General features: G+C 73.4%; 26 protein-coding genes. 13 read left to right on the top strand and 13 right to left on the bottom strand.

What is annotated here, in order from left to right:
• Positions 1–110: 110 nt before the first annotated feature.
• Positions 111–1,424 carry a Na+/H+ antiporter NhaA gene (nhaA, locus tag E4P40_RS16635; RefSeq protein ID WP_135159615.1) on the top strand — a complete coding sequence of 438 codons (1,314 nt, stop codon included), beginning with the start codon at positions 111–113 and terminating at the stop codon, positions 1,422–1,424.
• 290 nt (positions 1,425–1,714) lie between these two features.
• Positions 1,715–2,425, top strand: coding sequence for a hypothetical protein (locus E4P40_RS16640; protein ID WP_245160389.1), 711 nt, complete (start codon positions 1,715–1,717; stop codon positions 2,423–2,425).
• Here E4P40_RS16640 and E4P40_RS16645 read toward each other — a convergent pair.
• From E4P40_RS16645 to E4P40_RS16655, 3 genes are all read right to left on the bottom strand, one after another.
• Positions 2,422–4,143 (bottom strand): DUF885 domain-containing protein, encoded by a 1,722-nt coding sequence (locus E4P40_RS16645; protein WP_135159616.1) that lies wholly within the window; start codon positions 4,141–4,143, stop codon positions 2,422–2,424. The two genes, E4P40_RS16640 and E4P40_RS16645, sit on opposite strands and share 4 nt — an antisense overlap.
• Entirely contained in the window at positions 4,140–4,673 is a 534-nt protein-coding gene (locus tag E4P40_RS16650) for an FABP family protein (protein WP_135159618.1), read from the bottom strand. The genes E4P40_RS16645 and E4P40_RS16650 overlap by 4 nt, the downstream gene beginning before the upstream one ends.
• A gap of 134 nt (positions 4,674–4,807) precedes the next feature.
• Entirely contained in the window at positions 4,808–5,737 is a 930-nt protein-coding gene (locus E4P40_RS16655) for an NAD-dependent epimerase/dehydratase family protein (protein ID WP_135159620.1), read from the bottom strand.
• 129 nt (positions 5,738–5,866) lie between these two features.
• Here E4P40_RS16655 and E4P40_RS16660 point away from each other — a divergent pair, with 129 nt between their 5' ends.
• The gene (locus E4P40_RS16660) at positions 5,867–6,544 is read left to right on the top strand and encodes a TetR/AcrR family transcriptional regulator (protein WP_135159621.1); all 678 of its coding nucleotides are present in this window, start codon (positions 5,867–5,869) and stop codon (positions 6,542–6,544) included.
• Between the two features lie 58 nt (positions 6,545–6,602).
• Here the strand turns inward: E4P40_RS16660 and E4P40_RS16665 are convergent, their stop codons facing one another.
• From E4P40_RS16665 to E4P40_RS16690, 6 genes are all read right to left on the bottom strand, one after another.
• A complete protein-coding gene (locus tag E4P40_RS16665) occupies positions 6,603–6,896 on the bottom strand; it encodes a DUF1416 domain-containing protein (protein WP_135159623.1) in 294 nt (97 codons plus the stop codon).
• Positions 6,897–6,903: 7 nt separating this feature from the next.
• Positions 6,904–7,731 carry a sulfurtransferase gene (locus E4P40_RS16670; protein WP_135159625.1) on the bottom strand — a complete coding sequence of 276 codons (828 nt, stop codon included), beginning with the start codon at positions 7,729–7,731 and terminating at the stop codon, positions 6,904–6,906.
• 29 nt (positions 7,732–7,760) lie between these two features.
• The gene (locus E4P40_RS16675) at positions 7,761–8,192 is read right to left on the bottom strand and encodes a DUF4395 domain-containing protein (RefSeq protein WP_135159626.1); all 432 of its coding nucleotides are present in this window, start codon (positions 8,190–8,192) and stop codon (positions 7,761–7,763) included.
• Positions 8,193–8,339: 147 nt separating this feature from the next.
• Positions 8,340–8,780, bottom strand: coding sequence for a thioredoxin family protein (locus tag E4P40_RS16680; protein WP_135159627.1), 441 nt, complete (start codon positions 8,778–8,780; stop codon positions 8,340–8,342).
• A 38-nt stretch (positions 8,781–8,818) separates the two neighbouring features.
• Complete coding sequence (locus tag E4P40_RS16685; protein WP_135159629.1) at positions 8,819–9,514, bottom strand: DUF2993 domain-containing protein; 696 nt, start codon at positions 9,512–9,514, stop codon at positions 8,819–8,821.
• Positions 9,511–10,329, bottom strand: coding sequence for a hypothetical protein (locus tag E4P40_RS16690; protein ID WP_135159631.1), 819 nt, complete (start codon positions 10,327–10,329; stop codon positions 9,511–9,513). The genes E4P40_RS16685 and E4P40_RS16690 overlap by 4 nt, the downstream gene beginning before the upstream one ends.
• Before the next feature lie 151 nt (positions 10,330–10,480).
• Between E4P40_RS16690 and E4P40_RS16695 the strand changes: the two genes are divergently transcribed.
• The 6 genes from E4P40_RS16695 (at position 10,481) to pstB (ending at position 16,388) form a co-directional block, all read left to right on the top strand.
• A complete protein-coding gene (locus E4P40_RS16695) occupies positions 10,481–11,212 on the top strand; it encodes a response regulator transcription factor (RefSeq protein WP_135159633.1) in 732 nt (243 codons plus the stop codon).
• Between the two features lie 7 nt (positions 11,213–11,219).
• Positions 11,220–12,119: a mycothiol synthase gene (gene mshD / locus E4P40_RS16700; protein WP_135159634.1), complete on the top strand. Its 900-nt coding sequence runs from the start codon at positions 11,220–11,222 to the stop codon at positions 12,117–12,119.
• 198 nt (positions 12,120–12,317) lie between these two features.
• Positions 12,318–13,433 (top strand): phosphate ABC transporter substrate-binding protein PstS, encoded by a 1,116-nt coding sequence (gene pstS / locus E4P40_RS16705; RefSeq protein ID WP_209305373.1) that lies wholly within the window; start codon positions 12,318–12,320, stop codon positions 13,431–13,433.
• A 104-nt stretch (positions 13,434–13,537) separates the two neighbouring features.
• Positions 13,538–14,491, top strand: coding sequence for a phosphate ABC transporter permease subunit PstC (gene pstC, locus E4P40_RS16710; RefSeq protein ID WP_135159638.1), 954 nt, complete (start codon positions 13,538–13,540; stop codon positions 14,489–14,491).
• Complete coding sequence (pstA, locus tag E4P40_RS16715) at positions 14,491–15,570, top strand: phosphate ABC transporter permease PstA (RefSeq protein ID WP_135159640.1); 1,080 nt, start codon at positions 14,491–14,493, stop codon at positions 15,568–15,570. Before pstC ends, pstA begins: the two co-directional genes overlap by 1 nt.
• A 38-nt stretch (positions 15,571–15,608) precedes the next feature.
• On the top strand, positions 15,609–16,388 hold the full coding sequence (gene pstB, locus E4P40_RS16720; RefSeq protein ID WP_135159641.1) for a phosphate ABC transporter ATP-binding protein PstB: 780 nt from the start codon (positions 15,609–15,611) through the stop codon (positions 16,386–16,388).
• Between the two features lie 6 nt (positions 16,389–16,394).
• On the opposite strand, the gene E4P40_RS16725 is transcribed toward pstB, so the two are convergent.
• Complete coding sequence (locus tag E4P40_RS16725; RefSeq protein WP_135159642.1) at positions 16,395–16,598, bottom strand: hypothetical protein; 204 nt, start codon at positions 16,596–16,598, stop codon at positions 16,395–16,397.
• Positions 16,599–16,654: 56 nt separating this feature from the next.
• Positions 16,655–18,688 carry an LCP family protein gene (locus tag E4P40_RS16730; RefSeq protein ID WP_245160391.1) on the bottom strand — a complete coding sequence of 678 codons (2,034 nt, stop codon included), beginning with the start codon at positions 18,686–18,688 and terminating at the stop codon, positions 16,655–16,657.
• 141 nt (positions 18,689–18,829) lie between these two features.
• On the opposite strand from E4P40_RS16730, the gene E4P40_RS16735 reads away from it, so the two are divergent.
• On the top strand, positions 18,830–19,672 hold the full coding sequence (locus tag E4P40_RS16735) for a hypothetical protein (protein WP_135159643.1): 843 nt from the start codon (positions 18,830–18,832) through the stop codon (positions 19,670–19,672).
• 19 nt (positions 19,673–19,691) lie between these two features.
• On the opposite strand, the gene E4P40_RS16740 is transcribed toward E4P40_RS16735, so the two are convergent.
• Positions 19,692–20,123 carry a DUF2795 domain-containing protein gene (locus E4P40_RS16740; protein WP_135159644.1) on the bottom strand — a complete coding sequence of 144 codons (432 nt, stop codon included), beginning with the start codon at positions 20,121–20,123 and terminating at the stop codon, positions 19,692–19,694.
• A gap of 43 nt (positions 20,124–20,166) precedes the next feature.
• A complete protein-coding gene (locus tag E4P40_RS16745; RefSeq protein ID WP_135159645.1) occupies positions 20,167–20,379 on the bottom strand; it encodes a DUF2945 domain-containing protein in 213 nt (70 codons plus the stop codon).
• Between the two features lie 304 nt (positions 20,380–20,683).
• Here E4P40_RS16745 and E4P40_RS16750 point away from each other — a divergent pair, with 304 nt between their 5' ends.
• The 3 genes from E4P40_RS16750 to E4P40_RS16760 all read left to right on the top strand — a co-directional run.
• Positions 20,684–21,466: a siderophore-interacting protein gene (locus E4P40_RS16750; protein WP_135159646.1), complete on the top strand. Its 783-nt coding sequence runs from the start codon at positions 20,684–20,686 to the stop codon at positions 21,464–21,466.
• 103 nt (positions 21,467–21,569) lie between these two features.
• On the top strand, positions 21,570–22,292 hold the full coding sequence (locus tag E4P40_RS16755; RefSeq protein ID WP_135159647.1) for a response regulator transcription factor: 723 nt from the start codon (positions 21,570–21,572) through the stop codon (positions 22,290–22,292).
• A gap of 26 nt (positions 22,293–22,318) precedes the next feature.
• Positions 22,319–23,123, top strand: an 805-nt coding sequence (locus E4P40_RS16760; RefSeq protein ID WP_245160392.1) for a HAMP domain-containing protein, incomplete at its 3' end; no start/stop codon positions are given.

Below are 23,123 nucleotides of genomic sequence, written 5' to 3' on the forward strand. Positions count from 1 at the left end.
GACGACGGCCTCTCCGCGCGGGTACGGGACCTTCTCGCCCGCTAACGTGGGGCCCGGTGCGCCGGGAAGTCTGGTCGGCAACGTCCTCGTCGACCCCTGGAGCCGCCCCCGTGACCACGCAGCAGCCGACCCGCCTGTTCGGACGCGGCTCCTGGACCGAGACCCAGCGCGTGGCGTCGGTCCTCCGCAGGGAGACCGTGGGCGGCGCCCTGCTGTTGATCGCAGCGATGGTCGCCTTCGTGTGGGCCAACTCCCCGTGGGGGGACGTCTACGAGGCCATCCGTGACACCCGCGTGGGGCCGGCCTCTCTGCACCTGGACCTGACGCTCGGCACGTGGGCGGCCGACGGGTTGCTGGCGATCTTCTTCTTCGTCGCGGGGCTCGAGCTCAAGCGCGAGTTCGTCGCGGGCGACCTGCGGGAACCCCGGCGCGCGGCGCTCCCGGTCGCCGCCGCGGTCGGCGGCATGCTCGTGCCCGCACTGTTGTTCGTGGCCTTCAACCTGGGCGGCCCGGAGGGCGCGCTCCGCGGCTGGGCCATCCCCTCGGCGACCGACATCGCGTTCGCCCTCGCCGTCCTGGCGGTCATCAGCACCCACCTGCCCAGCGCCCTCAGGACCTTCCTGCTGACGCTGGCGGTGGTCGACGACCTGCTCGCGATCGTCGTCATCGCCATCTTCTACACCGACGAGCTCAGCGTCCCGGCCCTGCTGTTGTCCCTGCTCCCCCTGGCCGCCTTCGCCTTCCTGGTGCAGAAGCGCGTCCGATCGTGGTGGCTGCTGCTCCCCCTCGCTGTCGCCACCTGGGTGCTCATGCACGAGTCGGGGGTGCACGCGACCGTTGCCGGAGTGCTGCTGGCATTCACCGTGCCGGTGGTGCGCCGCGACGCCGCCGGCGGTCCGCACGCCGGACCGGGGCTGGCCGAGCACTTCGAGCACCTCCTGAGGCCGCTGTCAGCCGGGTTGGCGGTGCCCGTGTTCGCGTTCTTCTCCGCGGGTGTTGCCGTCGGGGGCCTGTCCGGTCTCGGCGCCTCGCTCGGGGACGGCATCGCGATCGGCATCATGGTCGGCCTGGTCGCCGGGAAGGCGATCGGCATCAGCGCCGCCACATGGCTGGTGTCGCGCTTCACGCGCGCCCAGCTGGACGAGAACCTGGGCTGGCCGGACGTCATCGGGCTGGCGCTGCTCGGCGGCATGGGCTTCACCGTCTCGCTGCTCATCACCGAGCTCGCGTACGGAGCCGAGAGCGAGAGCTACGACCACGCGAAGGTCGGCATCCTCGCCGGCACCGTGGCCGCCGCCCTGCTCGCGACCGTCGTCCTGCGGCTGCGCAACCGCCGGTACCGCCTCATCGAGGAGGAGGAGTCGGCGGACGCCGACGAGGACGGCATCCCCGACGTCTACCAGCGGCCGTCCGCCGAGGGCTGAAAATCTGCGTTGCCGACCTCCTCCGGCCCGACGTACCGTCGTCGTACACGAGAGAGGAGGTGGTCCGTAACTTGCTGAGCTACAGGACTCGTGAGGTGGCTGTCCGCTAGCCGCCGTCCAGATGGGCCGCCCGTTCAGACTCGTGTCTGAGCGACGGCAGATCGCCCGTCCGTCGTACGGCGGCGAGCGAGAACCGGACAGTCACCCGACCCCCGGGCCGCCGACATTTGTCCAGTCGGCCCGCGTGCAGCTCCCTCCACGGAGGACGGCGCCGCGGAGCAGCCCGGGGGTTGTCCGTCCCCCGGGGTAGTTTCCTCGCCGTGCAGCTCGGCGGTCTCCCTGTCGAGAAGGACGTCTCCGCCGGGGTCTGGATCTCCTCCGCCCGCCGCCGCGGCCGGCCGGGCACCGTCTCCGCCCTGCTCCCGTCCGACTTCGAGGCCTACGCCCGCGTCCTGCACCCCGCCGTCCGCTACGACGGGGACGACGACGTGGAGGTGCCGTGGGCCGAGGTGGCCGCGCACAACGGCACCGACCTCCACCCGCTCGTGCGGTGGGACGCCCTTCTCCCGCGGCCGGTCGAGAGCCAGCCGCCGGTCTGGGACGACGGCCCCAGCGAGGGGCACCTGCCGGTCGCGCTGGCCGCCCGCCTGGGCAGCGTTCTCGGCCGTCACACCGGCACGCCGGCGGACTGCCTGCTCGGCCGGTGGGACGGGTTCGGGTTCGACCTACCCGACCCCGAGATCCCGCCGCGGCTGCTGCTGCGCGGCGGGAAGGACGTCGTGCTGGTGCGCGGCACGGTCGACGACGCGACCCGCAACCTCGCGCCCGAGCCGCACGAGCAGAGCGCGAACCTCTGGTGGCCCGCCGACCACGCGTGGTGCGTCGTCACCGACATCGACCTGACCAGCACCTACGTCGGCGGCAGCGCCGACTGTGTCGACGAGCTGCTGCGGACCCCGGGGATCGAGGCCTTCCCCGCCGCCCCGGAGGAGCCGGTCTAGAGCTGCGCGAGCTCCGCCGCGAGGTCGTCGAGGCCCAGTGACCCCTGGGAGAGCGCGGCCATGTGCCACGCCTTCAGGTCGAACGCGTCCCCGCGGGCCTGCTGCGCCGCCGCCCTGCCCTCGAGCCACGCCCGCTCCCCCAGCTTGTAGCTGATGGCCTGCCCCGGGATGCCGAGGTAGCGGATCAGTTCACTGTCGAGGAAGGCGATGTCGGCGCCGGAGTTCTCGCCGAGGAACGCCCGCGCGAGGTCCGGCGTCCAGGGCTCGCCGCGGTGGTCGGCGAGCACGCCCTCGGCGTCCCCGGGGATCGGCAGCTCCAGGTGCATGCCGATGTCGATGACCACGCGCACCGACCGCAGCTGCTGCGCGTCCAGGTAGCCGAGCCGCTCGGCCGGGTCGGCGAAGTAGCCGAGCTCGTCCATCAGGCGCTCGGCGTACAGGGCCCAGCCCTCGACGTTCGCGCCGACCGAGCCGAGCGACGTCTGGTAGGTCGACAGCTGCGAGGAGACGTAGGCCCACTGCGCCAGCTGCAGGTGGTGGCCGGGAACGCCCTCGTGGTACCAGATCGAGACCAGGTCCCAGAGCGGGAAGCGGGTCCGGCCGAGCGTCGGCAGCCAGGTGCGCCCGGGGCGGGAGAAGTCCTGCGCCGGACGGGTGTAGTACGGCGCGGCGGCGCTGCCGGGCGGCGCGATCATCGCCTCGACCTTCCGGACCGGCTCGGCGAGGTCGAAGTGCGTGCCGTCCAGCGCCTCGATGGCGCCGTCCATCATCGCCTGCAGCCGCTCACGGACCTCGTCCACGCCCTCGACCGCGGGCCCGTTGAGGCCGAGCCAGCGCATGGCCTCCATCGGGGTCGCACCGGGCAGGACCTTCTCCGCCTCGGTGCGCTGCTCCGCGAGGATCCGCCGGTACTCCGCCCACCCCCACTCGTAGGCCTCCTCGAGGCCGCGATGCGCGCCCAGGTCGGACCCCGTCCACCGGCGCGCGGCCAGTGCGTACCGCTCCCGTCCGACGGCGTCCGGAGTCCCCTCCGTGTGCGGGGCGTAGCCCTCCCGCAGGTAGTCGCGGATCTCGGCGACCGACTCGTCGGCGGCGCGGGCGGCCGCGGCGAGCTCGGGCAGCAGCGCCTCGGGGCCGCCGGCGACGAACTGGGCGAAGTACGGCCCCGCCGCCCACTCGTCGAGCTGGCCGACGACGGTGCGCACCTGGCGCGGGGGGACCAGCAGCCCGCGGCGGACCCCCTCCTCGAGGGTCGCCCGGTACCCGCGGAAGGCCTCCGGCACCCGGGCCATGCGACGGGCGATGACCCTCCAGTCGTCGTCCGAGGCGGCCGGCATGAGGGAGAAGATCTGGCGGACCGCGTGCAGCGGGCTGAACAGGTTGTTCAGCGTCCGGTAGGGCTCACCGGCCTCGATGCCCGCGAGGTCGGCCCCGAGCCGCTCGCGGAGCAGCCGCGCGCAGCGGCGCTCGACCGGGTCGTCGTCCAGCGCCGGATCGGCGGCCAGCACCCGGTCGAGCTCGGCGAGGGTCTCCCGCTCCAGCGCCTCCTCGGCCTCGTGCCCGGCCGGGCTCAGGTCGGGCAGCCGGTCGTCGCCGGGCCGGGTACCGAGCTGGGTGGCGGTGAGGGGGTCGAGGTCGCACAGGGCGTCGACGAAGCGGTCGGCGATCTGCCGGGGGGTGGCGGGGTGGGTGGGCGCCGGCGTGGCGGGGGAGGTCATCGGATCCGTTCGAGTCGGGCCGACATGGTCGGGCGCAGCGGGGTGTCCGGCCCCGCACGGTCGATGGCGTACATCAGCGCGCCCTCGACGATCCCGTAGAGGCGGACGGCACGCGTGACGTCGGGGGCATCGGGGGTGCGGGCCAGGACGTCCGAGGTCAGCTCCCAGCTCGTGGTCGTCCGCGCGGTGCCGACGTAGAGCTCGACCAGCCCGTCGGGACTGGCGACCAGCAGCTCGACGTCGTCCTCCCCCCGCGGCCGCCAGAAGCCGGCCTCACGCAGGTCCGGCCCGACGACGTTCCCGTCGTCGGTCAGCCGCCACGTGCGCGACTCGTAGGCGAGGAAGCCACGGCCGTCGTGACTGAAGCGGATCCACTGCCCGAACCGGTGGTCGCCGCCGACGCCGGCCGCCTGCCCCTCGCCGTGCCACTCGCCCAGCAGCGGCAGCACCGACAGCAGCTCGGCGGACACCTCCGGTCCGCTCCGGACGTCGGCGGTGTCGGGCACCGGCAGCTCGGTCGCGCCGGTCACCGGCGGCCGCCCTTGGGCCGCCGGGCGAGCCGGAGGGCGCCGTAGGCGCAGGTGAGCGCAGCCGCCGACGCCAGGGCGATGAGAACCCAGGCAGAGAGCATGTCCCCACCGTAGGTGGGCCCCGGGCGCCCGGCTCAGCCGGACACCGGCACTGCGCCCGCCGTCGCGGCCAGCGCCTCGCGCCACGGGGTCGCCGCCAGCCCGAAGGTCTCCGACGTCTCCCGGGCGTCGATCACGAACTCCTGGTCGAACTGGTGCCGGACGGCGACCACCTCCCGCATCATCGGGACGACGACGCCGGCCGCCCGCAGCACCGGCCAGGGGATGCCGCTGACGGGGACGGCGGGAACGGACATGGCGGCCGCGAGGTCGGCGAGGGCCTGCCGCTGCGACCGCGGTGCGACGCTCGGCACGTGCCACGCGCGACCGAGGGCGCGCTCGTCGGTGCCGAGGGTGGCCAGGGTGGCGGCGACGTCCGGCAGATAGGCCCAGGTGCGCGAGGCGTCGGGATCGCCGACCACCCACGCCCGGCGCCCGGCGCGCAGCGACGCGATCTGGCGCACCAGGTGCGAGTGCGCCGCGGGCACCTGCGGGCCGAAGAAGTCCGCGGCCCGCGCCTCGGTCACCCGCACCCGGCCGGCCTCGTGCGCGGCGAGCGCGTCGAGCCACATGTGTGAGCGCACCCGGCCCTTGACGTCGGTGGCGGCGAGCGGACTCTGCGCCGTCATCGGACCCGTCGGCCGCCCGTAGCCGTAGAGGTTCGACATGGTCACCAGGACGGCGCCCGTCCGCTCCGCCGCGGTCAGCAGCGCGGCCGCGACCGGAGGCCAGTCGGTGGCCCAGCGGTGGTAGGCGGGGTTGACCGCGTTGTAGAGCGCCGCAGCGCCCCGCGTTGCGGCCGTCAGGGCGTGGGCATCGGTGGCGTCCACCTGCCGGTGCTCGACCCCGTCCGCGGAGGTGCCGCCGCTGCGGGACAGGACGCGGACGTCGTGCCCGCGGCGGGCCAGCTCCTCGGCCGTGGTCGATCCGACCGGACCCTTGCCGACGATCACGTGCAGTGCCATGGCGAGCTCCTCGAGCGTTCGACGAGATCGGTGCTCTCGTTCGAGAACGATGCTCGGCAAGCTTTCTCGATCTGTCAAGAGCGGTGCTCACTCTTGCGATCGGCGCTCGCACTCTGTCATCCTGGGTGGGTGCCGACTGCCCGCGAACGCGTCCGCGCCGAACTGACGACCGAGATCACCGATGCCGCCCGGCGTCAGCTGGCCGAGGTGGGGGCCGCCGCCCTGTCGCTGCGCGCGGTGGCACGCGAGCTGGGCATGGCGTCGTCCGCGGTCTACCGCTACTTCCCGAGCCGCGACGACCTGCTCACCAGGCTGATCATCGACGGGTACGACGACCTCGGCGCCGCCGCGGAGTCGGCCGACGAGCCGTCGGCGGCGCCGGCCGAGCGCTGGCTGGCGGTCTGCCGCGCCGTCCGGGAGTGGGCGCGGGCGCATCCGCACGAGTACGCCCTGCTCTACGGCTCCCCCGTCCCCGGCTATGCGGCGCCGGCGGACACGGTGCCCGCGGCGTCGCGGGTCGGCATCGTGCTCGGGCGGATCCTCGGGGAGGCGGCCCGCAGCGGGGCCCTGCCCGGGTCGGCCGGGGAGCGGGACCCGGGGCTGGTGAGCGATGACGCCGTGGCCGTCCTCGGCGGGGACCACCCCGCGATCGACGAGACGGTGCGGGTGCGCGCCCTCCTGGCCTGGAGCGCACTGTTCGGCACGATCAGCTTCGAGCTGTTCGGGCACTTCGTCGGTTCCGTGGAGGACGCCGACCGGTACTTCGACCGGGTGATCGGGGACCTCGCCGCGCTGATCGGGTTCTGAGGGGCCGGACGTGACAGCGCCCGCCCGGGTGTGCCGGACGGGCGCCGTCGTTCGCCGCCTAGTCGATGACGATGGTCGTCTCGTTCAGGCCGACCTCGGCCGAGAGGACCCGCTCGCCCTTGCCCACCGGGGCCAGGCTGCGGACCTTCCACTCGCCGGGGGCGGCGAAGAACCGGAACTCACCCTCGGGGCTGGTGACCACCTCGGCGGTGAACTCGTCGGTCGTGTCCAGCAGCCGGACGTAGGCGCCGGCGACGGGGGCGCCGTCGTGCCACACCTGGCCCTGGATCACGGTCTGCGCGTCGAGGTCGATCCCCGCGAGGGTGCCGCCCTGCTTCGGTGCTCCGCACATGGTCAGCTCACTTCTCGATCGGGACGCCGACGAGCGAGCCGTACTCGACCCAGCTGCCGTCGTAGTTCTTGACGTCGGGCTTGCCGAGCAGCTCGTGCAGCACGAACCAGGTGTGGCTCGACCGCTCGCCGATGCGGCAGTAGGCGATGGTCGCCTTGCTGTCGTCGTAGCCCTGCTCGTCGTACAGCGCCGCGAGCTGCTCGTCGGTCTTGAAGGTGCCGTCCTCGTTGGCCGCCTTGCTCCACGGGATGTTCTTCGCGGTCGGGACGTGCCCGCCCTTCTGCGCCTGCTCCTGCGGCAGGTGCGCCGGGGCCAGGATCTTGCCGGAGAACTCGTCGGGCGAGCGGACGTCGATCAGGTTCTTCGAGCCGATCGAGGCGACGACCTCGTCGCGGAAGGCGCGGATCGAGAGGTCGGGGTCCTTGGCCTGGTACTGGGTGGCCGGACGCTCGACGGCGTCCTTCGACAGCGGGCGGCCGTCGAGCTCCCACTTCTTGCGGCCGCCGTCGATCAGCTTGACGTTCTCGTGGCCGTAGAGCTTGAAGTACCAGTACGCATAGGCGGCGAACCAGTTGTTGTTGCCGCCGTACAGGACCACGGTGTCGTCGTTGCCGATGCCGCGGGACGACAGGAGCGCCTCGAAGGCCCCCTTGTCGACGAAGTCGCGACGCAGCGGGTCCTGCAGGTCCTTCTTCCAGTCCAGCTTGACGGCACCTTCGAGGTGGCCGCCGTCGTAGGCGCTGGTGTCCTCGTCGACCTCGACGAAGACCAGGCCGGGCGCGCCCAGGTTCTCCTGGGCCCAGTCGGCCGTGACGAGCACGTCGTTTCTGCTCATGGTGGTTCCTCCGGAGTTGGTTGCGATGGTCAGGTGCGGGCCGGCAGGGCCCGCCGGGCGATGAGGTAGAGCTCGCAGCCCAGGCAGAAGCCCGTGGTCGCGTTGAGCAGGGCCGCCACCAGCGCGAATCCGGTGGCGACGGCACCGAGGACCGGCGCCCCAAGCAGGTAGCCCGCCGCACCCGTCAGGGCGAAGAGCAGCCCCACGAACTGGGCGAAGCGGGGCGGCGCCTCCGGTTCCCGCTCGCGGACCGGGCCCAGCCGCGGCGCGACGAGCACCCGGAAGAGCAGCCCGTAGGGCGAGACCCGGAGACCGGCGACGACGCCGACGGCGAACACCACCGCCTGGGCGGCGACCAGCCAGCCGCTGCCGGTGACCAGCGCGACGGCGAGGACGACGGCGGTGACGCCCGCGGCGAACCGGGGCGCGCGCACGTCCACCTGAGAGGGCTGTGCAGTCATCGAGAAGGACCTTCGGACGGCGGGCAGGGCACGTCTGGACGGTCGGGAACCGCCCTCAGAAGGTCGGACAGAGGCAACTGCCGACGCGGCACAGGTCCACTGTGCGTCGCGAGGTCAGCAGGATGCCCACGGCGCGAGAGTAGCCGATCATCGTGGGTCGTCCACCCGCCCACCCACCTGGGCGTCCACGAGCGACGTCAGCTCGTCGGGGCGCGGCGCACCGCTGCTGCGGCCGATCAGCCGCCCGTCCCGGTCGAGGTAGAACAGCGTCGGGGTACGGCGGACGTCCAGTTCGCGGACCTCGTCGAGGTGGCTCTCGGCGTCCACGTGGACCACGGCGAGGCCGGGGCGGGTCACCTGCAGCTGCTGCAGCCGGGCCTTCGTCGCGCGGCAGGGGGCGCAGAACGCGGTCGAGAACTGGACGACGGTCAGGTCGGCGTCGGCCGGGCGCACGCCGAGCCGGTCGAAGACCCCGCTCGCCGGCACGCCGCCCCCTCCCTCGGGGCGCACGGCGCCGTTCCTCGTGCGCAGCCACCAGGCCGCGACGCCCGTCAGCACCAGCGCAGCGACGACGACGGCTGCTCCCATCCCGCTCATCCCCCGGACGAACCGGCGGCACCGGGGGGCTATTCCGCGGTCGTGAGGACCGTGTTCCTCGCCTCCACGCGGATGTCCACGCCGTCCTCGGCCGGGGTCACGTCGGTGAGCTGCAGGCCGAAGGGCAGCGCGGGCACGGTGTAGCGGATGTCCAGCAGGTCGGTGGCCCGCTCGAGCAGCCAGTCCGGGACGTCGATCCCGGCACCGGAGGCCTCCTCGACGTCCACCACCAGGTCCGATCCGTCGAGGGTGGCCTGCCCGGCGGCCGTCAGCCGCAGGCTCTGGCCGAGGATCTCGACGGTGCGGGTGATCCGCAGCCGGTTGCCGTCGGCGCCCAGTTCCGTGTCGGAGCCGATCTGCTCCGCGATCAGGTCGTAGGACAGCGTCGCCGTCCCGTCGATCCGCTCGACCGGCACCTCCGCCAGCGACCCCGAGAGCACGCTGGACAACGGCACCTCCACGCCGTGCAGCGCGATGTCGGCCCGCGTCCCCTCGGGCTGCCCCAGCTGCTCGGCGGTCAGGGAGATGCGGACGTCGTCGTACGTGCCCCCGATCGCCTGGGTCAGGAACGGGAACCCGGCGATCTCCACCTCCGGACTGCCCTGCAGCCCGCCCTTCTCGACCAGCTCGGTGGCGACCCGGTCCTCGGCGACCCCGAGCGCGACCCGGTCGGCCACCAGGGCCAGTCCGACGAGGAGCAGGAGGACGACGAGGAGCGCCTTCACAGGACGGTCAGGAGTGCCAGGGCGACCGGACCGCAGGCGGCCAGGGGCAGCGCGACCTGGACGACCGAGAGTGCCCACGGGGTCTCGACCGTCTCCGCGGTCGCCTCCACCACCAGGTAGCTCGCGACGACCGCGACCAACGCGGCCACGCCGCCGAGGACCGCCCCGAAGAGGACGGCGTTCGTCGTCCCTGACAGGTCGGCGGCATCGCGGCCGAGGAACGTGACCGCGGCCCCGGCGGGGACACCCAGCACGAGCCCGAGCAGGCCGCGCGGCACGCCAGGGGCCAGCTGCGGCCGTGGGAGCACCAGGTCGACGAGGTGGCCGACGACGAGCGCCACGCCCACGGCGAGCAGGGCGACCAGCGCCCGTCCCGAGCCCGTCGACCGGCCGAGCAGCAGGAGCGCCGCCAGCGCCCCCACCGGGCAGAGCAGCAGCACCGTCCCCGACAGGGAGGCGACGAGGTCGTGGCGGGGCCTGCGGAACATCTGCTGCAGGACGGCGGCCAGGAAGCCCAGCCCGAGGACGACGAGGAGGCCGCCGAGGACCGGTCGCTCCGGCAGCACCAGCATCAGGTCGACCGCCACCGCCGCCGCCGCACCCACCGCCAGCGAGCCCGCGAAACCCTCGATGCCCGTCACCAGCACCCAGGCGAGCACCAGACCCAGCTGCAGGACGAGGACCGCCGCCAGCCGCCCTCGGTCGCCGAGCAGCTCCGGTAGCGCGACGAGCAGGGCGACCGCGACCGCGGTGAGGCCGGCGGCCGGCAGATGGTGCGCGCGCGTCGTGAGGACGGACTCGGGCGCGGCGTTCACCCGTCGATCGTGGCAGAAGGGCGGCGTCGGCTCCGCCCGACGAGCGGAGGCGGCGTGATCCTGGTCGCTTCGAGGCCTTCGCGAGCCGCGTCGGTTATCCTGCCCTCTCACCTCGACAGCGCCGTCGATGGCTCCCTTCGAAGGAGACTTCATGCGACTCGTGCTCATGACCGCGGCGCGACAGGCCACGACCGAGGTGCTGCCTGCTCTCGGGCTGCTCGCCCACCAGGTGCGCGTGGTCGCACCCGAGCTCTCCAGCCTGCTCGACGGTGACTCCGGCGACGTCGTCCTCGTCGACGCCCGGCACGACCTCATCCAGGCGCGCACCCTCTGCGGCCTCCTCTCCTCGACCGGTGTCGCCGCCTCCCTCGTCGCCGTCCTGTCCGAGGGCGGGCTGGTCGCGCTGTCGGCCGACTGGGGCATCGACGACGTCCTGCTCGACACCGCAGGTCCCGCGGAGGTCGACGCGCGGCTGAAGTGGGCGACCGCGCGGCGGCTCGCCGCCGCCACCCCGGCCGACGGCGCCGACCGCGGGGTCACCCAGGCCGGCGAGCTCGTCATCGACGAGCACAGCTACTCCGCCAAGCTCCGCGGCCGCCCGCTCGACCTCACCTACAAGGAGTTCGAGCTCCTCAAGTACCTCGCCCAGCACCCCGGCCGGGTCTTCTCCCGCGCGCAGCTGCTGCAGGAGATCTGGGGCTACGACTACTTCGGCGGCACCCGCACCGTCGACGTCCACGTGCGGCGGCTGCGGGCGAAGCTCGGCACCGAGCACGAGGCCCTCATCGGCACCGTCCGCAACGTCGGCTACAAGCTCGACCAGCAGGTCGCCGACGCGACGGCCGCGGCGGCCCGCTCCGACGCCGACGCCGAACTCGTCTGAGGTCGCGCTGAGCTCCTCCCTCCCCGCCCGCGACGTCGCGGACGTGCTGGCCCTGCTCCGCGCCGCGTCGGCCGCCGACGGGGTGCGGCCGCTGTCGGAGCAGTCGGAGCTCCGGCTGCAGCACGGTGGCCCGCCGGGTGGCCGGGACGTCGTCGTCCGCGACGGGGACCTGCTCGTCGGCTACGCCCGCCTGGACGGGGACGAGGCCGAGCTCGTGGTGCATCCGGGGTTCCGCCGGCGGGGCTTCGGCGCCGCGCTGCTGGACCGGGTGATCGAGCTCGCCGGCCCCGTGCCGCTGAGCGTCTGGGCGCACGGCGACCTGCCCGGGTCTGCGGAGCTGCTCGCCTCCCGGGGCTTCACGCGCGCCCGCGTCCTCCTGCAGATGCGTCGCGACCTCGCCGGCGTCGAGGCGGATCCGCAGCCGGCGCTGCCCGGCGACGTCCGCGTGCAGCCGTTCCGACCGGGGCGCGACGAGGAGGCGTGGCTGCGGGTCAACGCCCGCGCCTTCGCCACGCACCCGGAGCAGGGCAGCTGGACCCTCGAGGACGTCCGCCTGCGCGAGGCGGAGCCCTGGTTCGACGCCGCGGGGTTCCTGCTCGCCTGGCGCGGCGACCCCGACAGCGACGGCGTCCTGCTCGGGTCGCACTGGACCAAGGTCCACCCGGCCGGCGACGTCGGGGACGAGCCGGTCGGCGAGGTCTACGTCCTGGGCATCGACCCCGACGCGCAGGGGATGCGCCTCGGGCGGGCCCTCACCGACCTCGGGCTCGCGCACCTGCGCGGACTCGGCCTGGGCGAGGTCCTCCTCTACGTCGAGGCCGACAACCGGGCCGCGGTGCGGCTCTACGAGAGCCGTGGATTCAGCCGGTTCGCCGTCGACGTCTCCTGGCGGCGCGACCCCGGCTGAGGCCGGCCGGCGGGCTGCCACGCCCCGGTTCACCCGATGGCCTCACCGTGTCCGTCTCCCCGTGACGCAAGCCTCAGGACGCGTTCACCTGGCGTTCACCGAGCGACCCGCGCACGTCCATCCAGCCTCCTTACCGTCCCTCTCGTTCGGTCCCATGCTGCCCGGAAGTCGTCCGGGCAACTGTCGAGAGGCACTGAGTTGAAGCTCAGCACCAAGACGCGCGCCACCACCCTGTCCGTGGCGCTCGCCGGCACACTGGCGCTCTCCGCCTGCGGTGCGTCCAACGAGACGGCGGAGGCCGGCGAAGGCGGTGACGGCGGCTCGACCCAGGAGCTGAGCGGCGACCTCGTCGGCGCCGGCGCCAGCAGCCAGCAGTCCGCCATGGAGGCCTGGCAGGCCGGCTTCCAGGGCGAGTACCCGGACGTGAACTTCAGCTACGACCCGGCCGGCTCCGGCGCGGGCCGCGAGCAGTTCATCAGCGGCGCTGCGGACTTCGCCGGCTCGGACTCCGCCCTGGACGACGAGGAGCTGGCCTCGGCGCAGGAGCGCTGCGCCGGCGGCGACGTCTTCGAGCTCCCGAACTACATCTCGCCCATCGCCGTCCTGTTCAACCTCGAGGGCGTCGACGAGCTGAACCTCACCCCGGCCACGATCGCGGGCATCTTCACCGGCGCGATCGCCACCTGGAACGACCCGGCCATCGCCGCGGACAACCCGGACGCGACGCTGCCGGCCACCGCGATCACTCCGGTGCACCGCGCCGACGACTCGGGCACCACGGACAACTTCACCGACTACCTGTTCCAGGCGGCCGGTGACGTGTGGACCGAGGAGCCCGACGGCGTGTGGCCGCTGGAGGGCGGGGAGTCCGCCAACGGCACCTCGGGTGTCGTCGAGGTGGTGACCAACACCGCCGGCGCGGTCACCTACGCGGACGCGAGCCGGGCCGGGGACCTCGGCGTGGTCAACGTGGCGGTCGGCGAGGAGTTCGTGGCTCCGAGCCCGGAGGCCGCCGCGGCGGTCGTCGAGAACTCGCCGGCTGTCGAGGGGCGCGGTGAGTACGACTTCGCCATCGAGGTGAACCGGGAGACCGAGGGCTCGGGCGAGTACCCGGTCGTGCTGGTCAGCTACCACATCGGCTGCATCGAGTACGACGACGAGGAGACCGCCAACAACGTCAAGGCGTTCATGGAGTACGTGATCAGCGAGGACGGCCAGGCCGCGGCCACCGAGAACGCCGGCAACGCCTCCATCTCTGACACCCTGCGCGAGCAGGCGCAGGGAGCTGTCGACGCCATCACCACCGCCGGCTGAGACCGGCACCCGCGGTGGCCCGGGACGTCGACCGACGTCCCGGGCCATCGCACCGCCCGGATCCCGGGCACCACGCACGAACGGACAACTCCCACGGAGCAGCGGTGACCGCCACGAAGGCCCCGATCGAACCCCCGTCGACGCAGCGCGCCGTCCGCCGCCCCGGGGACCGCATCTTCGCCGGCGGCGCCAAGGGCTCCGGCATCTTCATCCTGCTCGTGCTGGCCGGGGTCGCGGCCTTCCTCATCAGCGAGGCGATCCCCGCCCTCACCGCCCCGGCGGAGGACATCCCGGGCGGGGAGGGTCTGGCCGGCTACATCGGCCCCCTCATCCTCGGGACGCTGCTCGGCGCCGTCCTCGCCCTACTGGTCGCGACGCCGCTCGCCGTCGGCATCGCTCTCTACGTCACCTACTACGCCCCGCGCCGCATCGCGGCCGTCATGGGCTACGTGATCGACCTGCTGGCGGCCATCCCCAGCGTCGTCTACGGCTTCTGGGGACTGGCGGTCCTCGCACCCACGCTCGTCCCGTTCCACGTGTGGGCGGCCGACAAGCTGAGCTGGCTGCCGTTCTTCGCCGGACCCGCGTCGACCAGCGGCCGCACCATGCTGACGGTCGGCCTCGTGCTGGGGGTCATGATCCTGCCGATCATCTCCGCCATCGCCCGCGAGGTCTTCAGCCAGGCGCCGGCGCTGCACCGGGAAGCGGCGCTCGCGCTGGGTGCCACCCGCTGGGAGATGATCAGGATGGCGGTGCTGCCCTACGGCAAGTCCGGCGTCATCGCCGGCGCCATGCTGGGGCTCGGCCGGGCGCTCGGCGAGACCATGGCCGTCGCGATCATCCTCTCCGGCGGCGCCGGAGCCACTGTCAACCTGATCAGCAGCTCCAACCCCTCCACCATCGCGTCGAACATCGCGCTGCGATTCCCCGAGGCCACGGGCCTGGGCGTCAACACCCTGATCGCCAGCGGCCTGGTGCTGTTCGTCATCACGCTCGCGGTCAACATGCTCGCCCGCTGGATCGTCAACCGGCGCGCCGACTTCTCCGGAGCCAACTGATGAGCACCGACATCCAGTCCGCGCCGGAGACCTCGGCGCCGCAGCAGGGGCCCGTCCGGGTCGAGCGCCGGCTGCCCCGCCCGGCCGTGGTGGGCCTGTACCTGGCCGGCTTCGCCCTCGGTGCCGGGCTGTCGGCCCTGACCGGCTTCGCGGTCACCTCCACCGTCGTCTACGGCGTCGTCCTGGGCACGCTGGCGGTCTACATCGCCACGCGGGCCGTCGAGGGACGGCGCAAGGCCACCGACCGGCTGGTGACGTGCCTGGTCACCACCGCCTTCGGGATCGCGATGATCCCGCTGGTGTCCCTGGTCTACACCGTGCTGGACAAGGGCCTGGCGCGGTTCGACAGCACCTTCTTCAGCAACTCCATGTTCCGCGTGGTCGGCGAGGGCGGCGGCGCCTACCACGCCATCGTCGGCACGGTGATCATCACGCTGCTCGCGACGCTGATCTCGGTGCCCATCGGGCTGATGACCGCGATCTACCTGGTGGAGTACGGCAGCGGCCGGCTCAAGAAGGCCATCACCTTCTTCGTCGACGTCATGACCGGCATCCCGTCGATCGTGGCCGGACTCTTCGCCTTCGCCCTGTTCACGCTGCTCTTCGGGAACGACTTCCGCGCGGGCATCATGGGCGCCGTCGCGCTCTCGGTGCTGATGATCCCGGTCGTCGTCCGCTCCTGCGAGGAGGTCCTCAAGCTCGTCCCCAACGAGCTGCGGGAGGCGAGCTACGCGCTCGGGATCCCGAAGTGGCGCACGGTCGTCAAGGTGGTCCTGCCGACCGCCATCGCGGGGCTGGGAACCGGCGTCACGCTGTCCGTCGCCCGGGTCGTCGGCGAGACGGCTCCCCTGCTGATCACCGTCGGCCTGATCACCGGGACCAACCTCAATCCGTTCGACGGGCGCATGGCGACCCTGCCCGTCTTCGCCTACTACCAGCTGACCCAGCCGGGCACGGCCACCCAGGCGTTTATCGACCGGGCCTGGACGGCAGCCCTCGTTCTCATCATCCTGGTCATGGCGCTCAACGTCGTCGCCCGCCTGATCAGCCGTTTCTTCGCTCCCAAGACCGGTCGCTGACCGACCTGCCGCCGATCGACTGACCCGAAGGACACCACGTGGCCAAGCGCATCGAGGTCTCCGACCTCAACATCTACTACGGCAACTTCCTCGCGGTGGAGGGCGTCAACGTCTCCATCGAGCCGCGGAGCATCACCGCCCTGATCGGACCCTCGGGCTGCGGGAAGTCGACCTTCCTGCGCTCGCTGAACCGGATGCACGAGGTGCTTCCGGGGGCTCGCGTGGAGGGCAAGGTCGTCATGGACGGCCAGGACCTCTACGGCTCCGACGTCGACCCGGTGAACGTGCGCCGGCAGATCGGCATGGTCTTCCAGCGCCCGAACCCGTTCCCGACGATGTCGATCTACGACAACGTCGTCGCCGGCAACCGGCTGAACAACAAGCGGATGCGCAAGGCGGAGACCGACGAGCTCGTCGAGAAGTCGCTGCGCGGCGCCAACCTCTGGAACGAGGTCAAGGACCGCCTCGATCGGCCGGGCTCGGGCCTGTCCGGCGGTCAGCAGCAGCGGCTGTGCATCGCCCGCGCGATCGCCGTGGAGCCCGACGTCCTGCTCATGGACGAGCCCTGCTCGGCCCTGGACCCGATCTCGACGCTCGCCATCGAGGACCTGATGACGGAGCTCAAGGAGCGCTTCACCATCGTCATCGTCACGCACAACATGCAGCAGGCGGCGCGCGTCAGCGAATCCACCGGCTTCTTCAACCTCAACGGGGTGGGCCAGCCCGGCCGGCTGATCGAGTTCAACCCGACAGAGAAGATCTTCAGCAACCCCGACGAGAAGGCGACCGAGGACTACATCTCCGGCCGCTTCGGCTGAGGCCCCTCAGGGGTTCGGGTCGGGGGTCCGGAACGGGGTCTCCCCCTCCGGGACGTGGGGTCGCTCCGCGTCCTCGTCGAAGACGACGTCCGGCTCCTCGCCGCCGACGCCGAAGCCGGGTGACGGCTCCGGTCCCCCGGCTCCGGGGTCGGCCGCGGGGATGCCCTCGGCGTCGGACGGGTCGGCACTGAACGGCGGCGGCATCGACATGCCGTGCTCTTACCCCGCCTGCGCCCCGTTCCGGCGAACGACGGGTGAACTCCTGCTCAGCTGCAGCTGACGGCTGCCGGTTCGGGGGCGGGGGCCGGCTCCGCCGAGGGCTCGACCGGCGCCTGGACCACCGGCGCGCCGATCTCGACCGGGATGACGGTCGAGTAGCCCGGGCCGATGACCAGCTGCACGGTGTCGCCGATCGAGTCGCTGGGCTGCGGTACGGCCCCGGGCACGGCCGCGGCGACGGTGCGGGCCTGCTCGAGCATGTCCGGGCCGTAGCGGACGACGCTCTCGTTCACCGTCCCGGGCTCGTTGCCCACCGTGCCGACGACGAAGCCCTGCTCCTGCAGCAGCCCGGCGACCGTCCCGGCGAGCCCGGTCGTACCCGTGCCGTTGAGGACGTCGACGGTGACCGACGAGGGCGCCGCGGTCAGCGGCTGCTCCACGGCGGGCGCCGGCGGTTCGGCCTCGGCCGGCGCGGCTTCGGCCGGCGGCGGCTCCGCGGGGCTCTCGAGGGCCGGCTCGCCGCCGCCGGTGGTGAGCTCCTCCGGGACGGGCGTGCCCTCGATCATCGCGTCGAACAGGAGCCGGCTCCGGGCGGTGTCGAGCAGGACGTAGGCCTGCTCGGTGCCGGCCGGCACGTAGCCCACCTGGGCCACGGGCAGCCCGGCGCGCTGGACGGCGTCGCCGGTCAGGTCGCCCAGCGAGCCGGCCAGCACCCGCAGGTCGCCCAGCGTGGTCTGCTCGTCGACGGTCAGTGCATCGGCGGCGCGGTTGAGGAACGCGGTCAGGGTGAGCGTGTTGGTGAGCGTGCCCGCCGACATGGCCACGCGCATCGTGGACGTCAGCAGTCGCTGGGCCCGCTCGGCCACGGCGGCACCGGTGACGTCGGCCCCACTGTCCCCTGGCTCGAGGTATCCCGCGGCGTCGGCCCCGGACAGCTCGGTGAGGCCCGCCGGGAGCGGCTGCGCGGCCGCGTCGCCGGCCGCCGACGGGATCACGCAGACCGGCACCCCGCCCAGCGCGTCCACCATCCCGGGGAGCCGGGCGAGGTCGAGCCCCAGGTAGTGGTCGATGCGCAGACCCGAGAGCTGCTGGACCGCCCGCACCATGCACGCCGGCCCGCCCTCGAGGAGCGACGTGGCGAACGCCTCCGTCGTCGGACTGCGGAGCGTGCCGTCGGGCGTGCGGCAGGCGGGCGTGTCCACGAGTGCGGTCGGCGGGAAGCTGACCAGCACGGCCGACTCCCCGTCGGCCGCGACGGTCGCCAGCAGCGTCGCCACCGACGCCGCCCCGGTCTGACCCGGCACGCCACTGCCGACGACGAGGTAGGTCTCCGCCTCCGCCTGCAACGTGGGCGCGAGCACCTCAGGGCCGTCGACCGCCAACGCATCGACCCGGTCGATCTTCTGGTCGACGTAGAAGTAGAGGCCCAGGTGGTAGAGCAGGACGACTCCGACGATCGCGGCCAGGGCCATCAGCACGCGCCCGAGCCGGCGACGTCCCGGGCTCGCCGGGGGCCGCGCCGTACGGGGCCGGGAGACCTTCGGCGTCTCGGACTTCTTCGGCGCCACCGTGCCCGGCAGCGGCGGGATCGGGCCGCTGCGGCGGGACGGGCGGCTGTCCGGCTCCCACGCGGCGGGGCGCACGGCCCCGGGAACCGGCGGCAGACCGGCCTGGGTGGCCCCGAGCTGGCCGGCTCCGGCCTGGACGGGCGGGACCACCGGCGATCCGGGGACCGGCGGCAGCCCGGCCTGACGCGCCGCGCCCACCGCTCCGCCGGTACCACCCGGGACGGGCGGCAGACCGGACCGGATCGCGGGCGCGGGCTCGATGGGGATGCGGTTCGGGCGACGGGACTGCTCGGACGGCTCCTCGACGCGGCGCGCGGCCCGGCGACGGCTCACCCCGCCGCTGCCCTGACGGGCCAGCAGCTGCTCGACGGTCACCGGCTCGGCGCCGGACGGGTCGCCGTTCCGCGACCGCCGGGTGCGCCCGGGGACGCCGCCGGAGACGTCGCGGCCACCCGCGCCGTCCCGCGTCGGCTGTTCCCCCACCGGTGTCGACACCTTCTCGTCGTCGGCCACGCCCCGTCCGTGCTCCCGACGACGATACGGGGGCGGCCCCGGTGAATCCCCCCGGACGCGCGGGCAGGGAGCCCCTCGGCCGGGCGATCGACGGGCGCAACCGAATAGTGGCCCACCGTCCCCGTGCGTAGCGTGGTGCGGGTGAGACTGCCGTCACTGCCGGGCCCGTCCGATGTCCTCTCCGCCGTGGGAGGCGTCCGGGACGGCGTCACCGACGCCCTCGACCTGGTCCCGAGGATAGGCGAGGCGGTGGGGCGGATGGAGGAGATGCTCGGCCGCGTCTCGGGTCTGCTGAGCCGCGTGGACGCGATCGTGGACCGCGCGGACGAGGCGATCACGCGGCTGGACGCCACCCGGACGCGAGCGGACGAGGCCATCGCCGCCGTGAGCGGCACCCAGGCGCGGGCGGACGAGGCCATCGCCGCCGTGAGCGGCACCCAGGCGCGGGCGGACGAGGCGATCGAGGGCGTGGGCCGGACGCAGGCCAAGGCCGACGAGGCGATCGAGGGCGTGGGCCGGACCCAGGCCAAGGCTGACGACGCCATCGAGGCGGTCACCCGCACGCGGGCGAAGGCGGACAGCGCCATCGCCGCCGTCGAGGTCACCGCCGGCCGCGCGGACACGGTCGTCGGCCAGGCCGAGGGCCTCGTCGGACGGGTCGACCCCTTGCTGGCCGACTACGAACCGGCGCTGGCCGCCATGGCTCCGGCGGTCCGCCGTCTCGCCGCCACCCTGGATCCCTCCGAGGTCGAGGCGCTGATCACCCTCATCGACCGGCTGCCCCGGCTGGTGACCCACCTCGACGAGGACATCCTCCCGGTCCTGGAGACGCTCGGCACCGTCGGGACCGACGTCCACGACCTCGTCGACACCGTCCAGGACATGCGGCAGATCGTGAAGGGCTTCCCCGGCTCCCGGCTGTTCCGCCGCCGGGGTGCGGAGGAGATCGCCGAGGAAGAGGCCCGGGAGGGCGCCGGCGCGTGAGCCGGCGCCCTCCCGGGGCTCACGTCTCCGTCGGGTAGCCGAGCGCCCGGGCGACGTCGCCCACCCGCTCGAAGGTCTCCCCCTCGGGCAGCCGCTCGAGCTCGGCCACCACCGCGTCGGGCGCCCGATGGTCGCGCGCCATCTCGATGAGTTCGTCACGGGTGCCGGGGAACGGCTCCCGCGTGAGCCAGCGGGCCAGCTCGGCCCGGGCCACCACGGCGTCCTCCGTCATGCCCACGGGCACCCCGCCGACCAGCGTGCCGGCCGGGTCGGCGGTGATGTCCGGGTCGCCCTCGGCGACCGGTTCGACCTCGCGCCACTCCTGTGCGCGGGTCGCGTGCTCGGCCTTGAGCATCCCCTGGATCTCGTGCTCCAGCTCCTCGTCGACCCGAGGGCTGTGCTTGGTGCTGCGAGCGGACGTGCCGGCGAACTGGTCTCCGGACTCGGTCACGGTGCCTCCTGGCGATTCGGGCCCGGCGCCGCCGGGCCATGGGTCAGTCCTTCTTCTGCAGAGCACCGGGCTTGTGCACCGCGGTACCGCCGCTCTTCTCCGACTTCACCTCGTACTGCGGGTCGTCCTTGCTCGCGCGGACGGTCCGGCCGGACGCCTCCGTGTCCGCGGTGATCTTCCGTTCGACGGTTCCCTCGGCGGTGCCGCCGTGGCTCTTCCAGGTGACGTGGTCACCCTTCTCCAGGTCGTCGGCCATGCGGGCCCTCCTGCGTCGCGGTCGGTGTCGCCCTGCCCGTGCCCGTCCGGGGCCGGGCACACACATTCCGTTCCGGATCACCCGATCGGGAGCAGACCTCACCCCTGCGGGCAGTGGCAGACGCCGTTTCGTCACGTAGCGTTGATGCCGACGGGGGTTGGATCCGCATCCGTGCTGGTACGCGGAGGGGAATGACTACCCAGTGTGAGGTCCGCACTCGTCCTCGATCGCCGGCCCGGTCGACTCCATTCCCCCGGAGTCGGCCGGGCCGGCCCCGTCTCGGAGGTCGTTAGGCTCGACCGACGTGACCGCTCCCCTGACCGACGGCCTGCGCCCGGTGGACGTGCTGACCGTCGTGGCCGTCGCCGACGTGACGCCGTCCGTGCGGCGGGTGGTCCTCTCCGGTTCCTCTGCTGCCGTCGCCCTGGCCGGCCCGACGGTGAACCTGCTCGTGCCACGGGTCAGGGACCCGGCCCCGGACTGGCCGCGGGTGGCCAAGGACGGGCGGATCGTCTGGCCCCAGGGCAGCCACGGCGTCGCGCTGCGCAGCTACACCGCCCGGCGGCAGGACCCGGGGGCCGGCGAGGTCGAGATCGATTTCGTCCTGCACGGGGACGGCCCGGCCGCGGCGTGGGCGGCGGCGGCGGTCCCCGGCGCACCCCTCGGCGTCGCCGGCGGTGCCGCGCTCGGCGCGCGGCCGGCGGCGCACCTGCTGCTCGCCGGGGACGAGACCGCACTTCCCGCGATCAGCCGGATCCTCGGCGAGGCAGCACCCACCACGACGGGGACGGCGCTGGTCGAGGTGGCCGGCCCCCACGAGGAGCAGCCCCTGACCGCCCCGGCCGGGGTGTCGGTGCGCTGGCTGCACCGCGGCGACGTCGCACCCGGGGAGAGCACGCTGCTCGCCGACGCCGTCGCCGCGCTCGACCGCCCCGTGGGGGACGACGTCTTCGCCTGGGTCGGCGCGGAGTCGGCCACCGTCCGCGCGATCCGGGCGGACCTGCGCGGCCGGTGGGGCCTCGGGCGGGCGCAGCACCACGCGATCGGCTACTGGCGACGGGGTCGGGCCATGGCGCCCGCCGGATGACGCTTCGCCCAGGGACTTCACAGGTAGCGTCCAGAGGGACTGCAGGGAGCCCGGCCATCCTCGGGTCATGACGACGGCACCCGCACGCACGACCGGAGGTCCAGTGGCCGGCACGACCCAGAACCGGACCACGCCCGAGGCCCGGCTCCTCGTCGTGGACGACGAGCCGAACATCCGTGAGCTGCTGTCGGCCAGCTTGCGCTACGCGGGCTTCGAGGTGGCGACTGCATCCGACGGCCAGCAGGCCCTGGCGCTCGCCGACTCGTTCCGCCCCGACCTCCTCGTCCTCGACGTGATGATGCCGGGGCTGGACGGCTTCGGCGTCGTCCGCCGACTGCGCCAGTCGGGTCGGCACACGCCCGTCCTCTTCCTCACCGCCCGCGACGCGGCGGAGGACAAGGTCTCCGGCCTGACCCTCGGCGGCGACGACTACGTGACCAAGCCGTTCAGTCTCGACGAGGTGCTGGCCCGCATCCGGGCCGTGCTGCGCCGCAGCGCCGGCGTCCAGAAGGTCAGCGAGGCGCCGCGGCTGTCCTTCGCCGACATCGAGCTCGACGAGGAGAGCCACGAGGTCGTCAAGGCCGGCACGCTGATCAGCCTGTCGCCGACGGAGTTCAAGCTGCTCCGCTACCTCATGGCCAACGCCGGCCGGGTGCTGTCCAAGGCGCAGATCCTCGACCACGTCTGGAACTACGACTTCAACGGCGAGGCGAACGTCGTCGAGTCCTACATCTCCTACCTTCGGCGCAAGATCGACACGACGGAGCCGCGTCTGCTGCACACCATCCGCGGGGTCGGCTACACCCTGCGGCTGCCCCGCGGGTGACGGAGACCTTCGAGAGCAGGGGGCGGGTGCCGCGGGTCCCGCTCCGGATCACCCTCGTCGCCGTCCTGGTGGCGCTCGTCGCGGTCGCGCTCGCCGCCACCGCGGTCACGGCCACCTCGCTGCTGAAGCAGTACCTGCTCGACCAGCGGGACGCCGAGCTCCGCGACACTGCACGCAACTACACGCGACTGGACGGCCTCCTGCAGCTGTGCCTGGCCGAACCCGCCTGGCCCCAGCCCACGCCGACATACGTCGCGTGCCTCGCACCTGACGACGCCGACCCGATCGTGCTGGGCGGTCCGCGACTGGCCGCCCGCGACATGCCCGAGATCGACGAGGACACGGCCGACAAGCTGCGCAGCGGCGCCGGCCCGACGACGGTGGACTCCGACGGGCCCACCAACTGGCGCATGGCGTCCGAGGAACTGCCCGACGGCTACACGGTGATCGTCGGCAGCGACCTGCGCGGTGACGCCCGGGCCATCGGGCGGCTCGTGCGCATCGAGGTGGTGGTCGGCCTCGTCGTCCTGGCGCTGCTGGGCGCGGCCGGCTACCTGCTGGTGCGCAACAGCCTCCGGCCGCTGGCCGAGGTGGAGCGCACGGCGCAGGCGATCGCCGCCGGGGACCTCTCCCGCCGCGTGCCCGCGGGGGACGAGCGGACCGAGGTCGGCCGGTTGTCCACCGCGCTCAACGGGATGCTGTCCCGGATCGAGACCGCCTTCCGCGCCCAGCAGATCTCGGAGGAGCAGGCCCGCAGCTCGGAGAACCGGATGCGCCGCTTCGTCGCCGACGCCAGCCACGAGCTGCGCACCCCGCTGACCTCGATCCGCG

Source organism: Blastococcus sp. CT_GayMR20 (assembly GCF_004570345.1).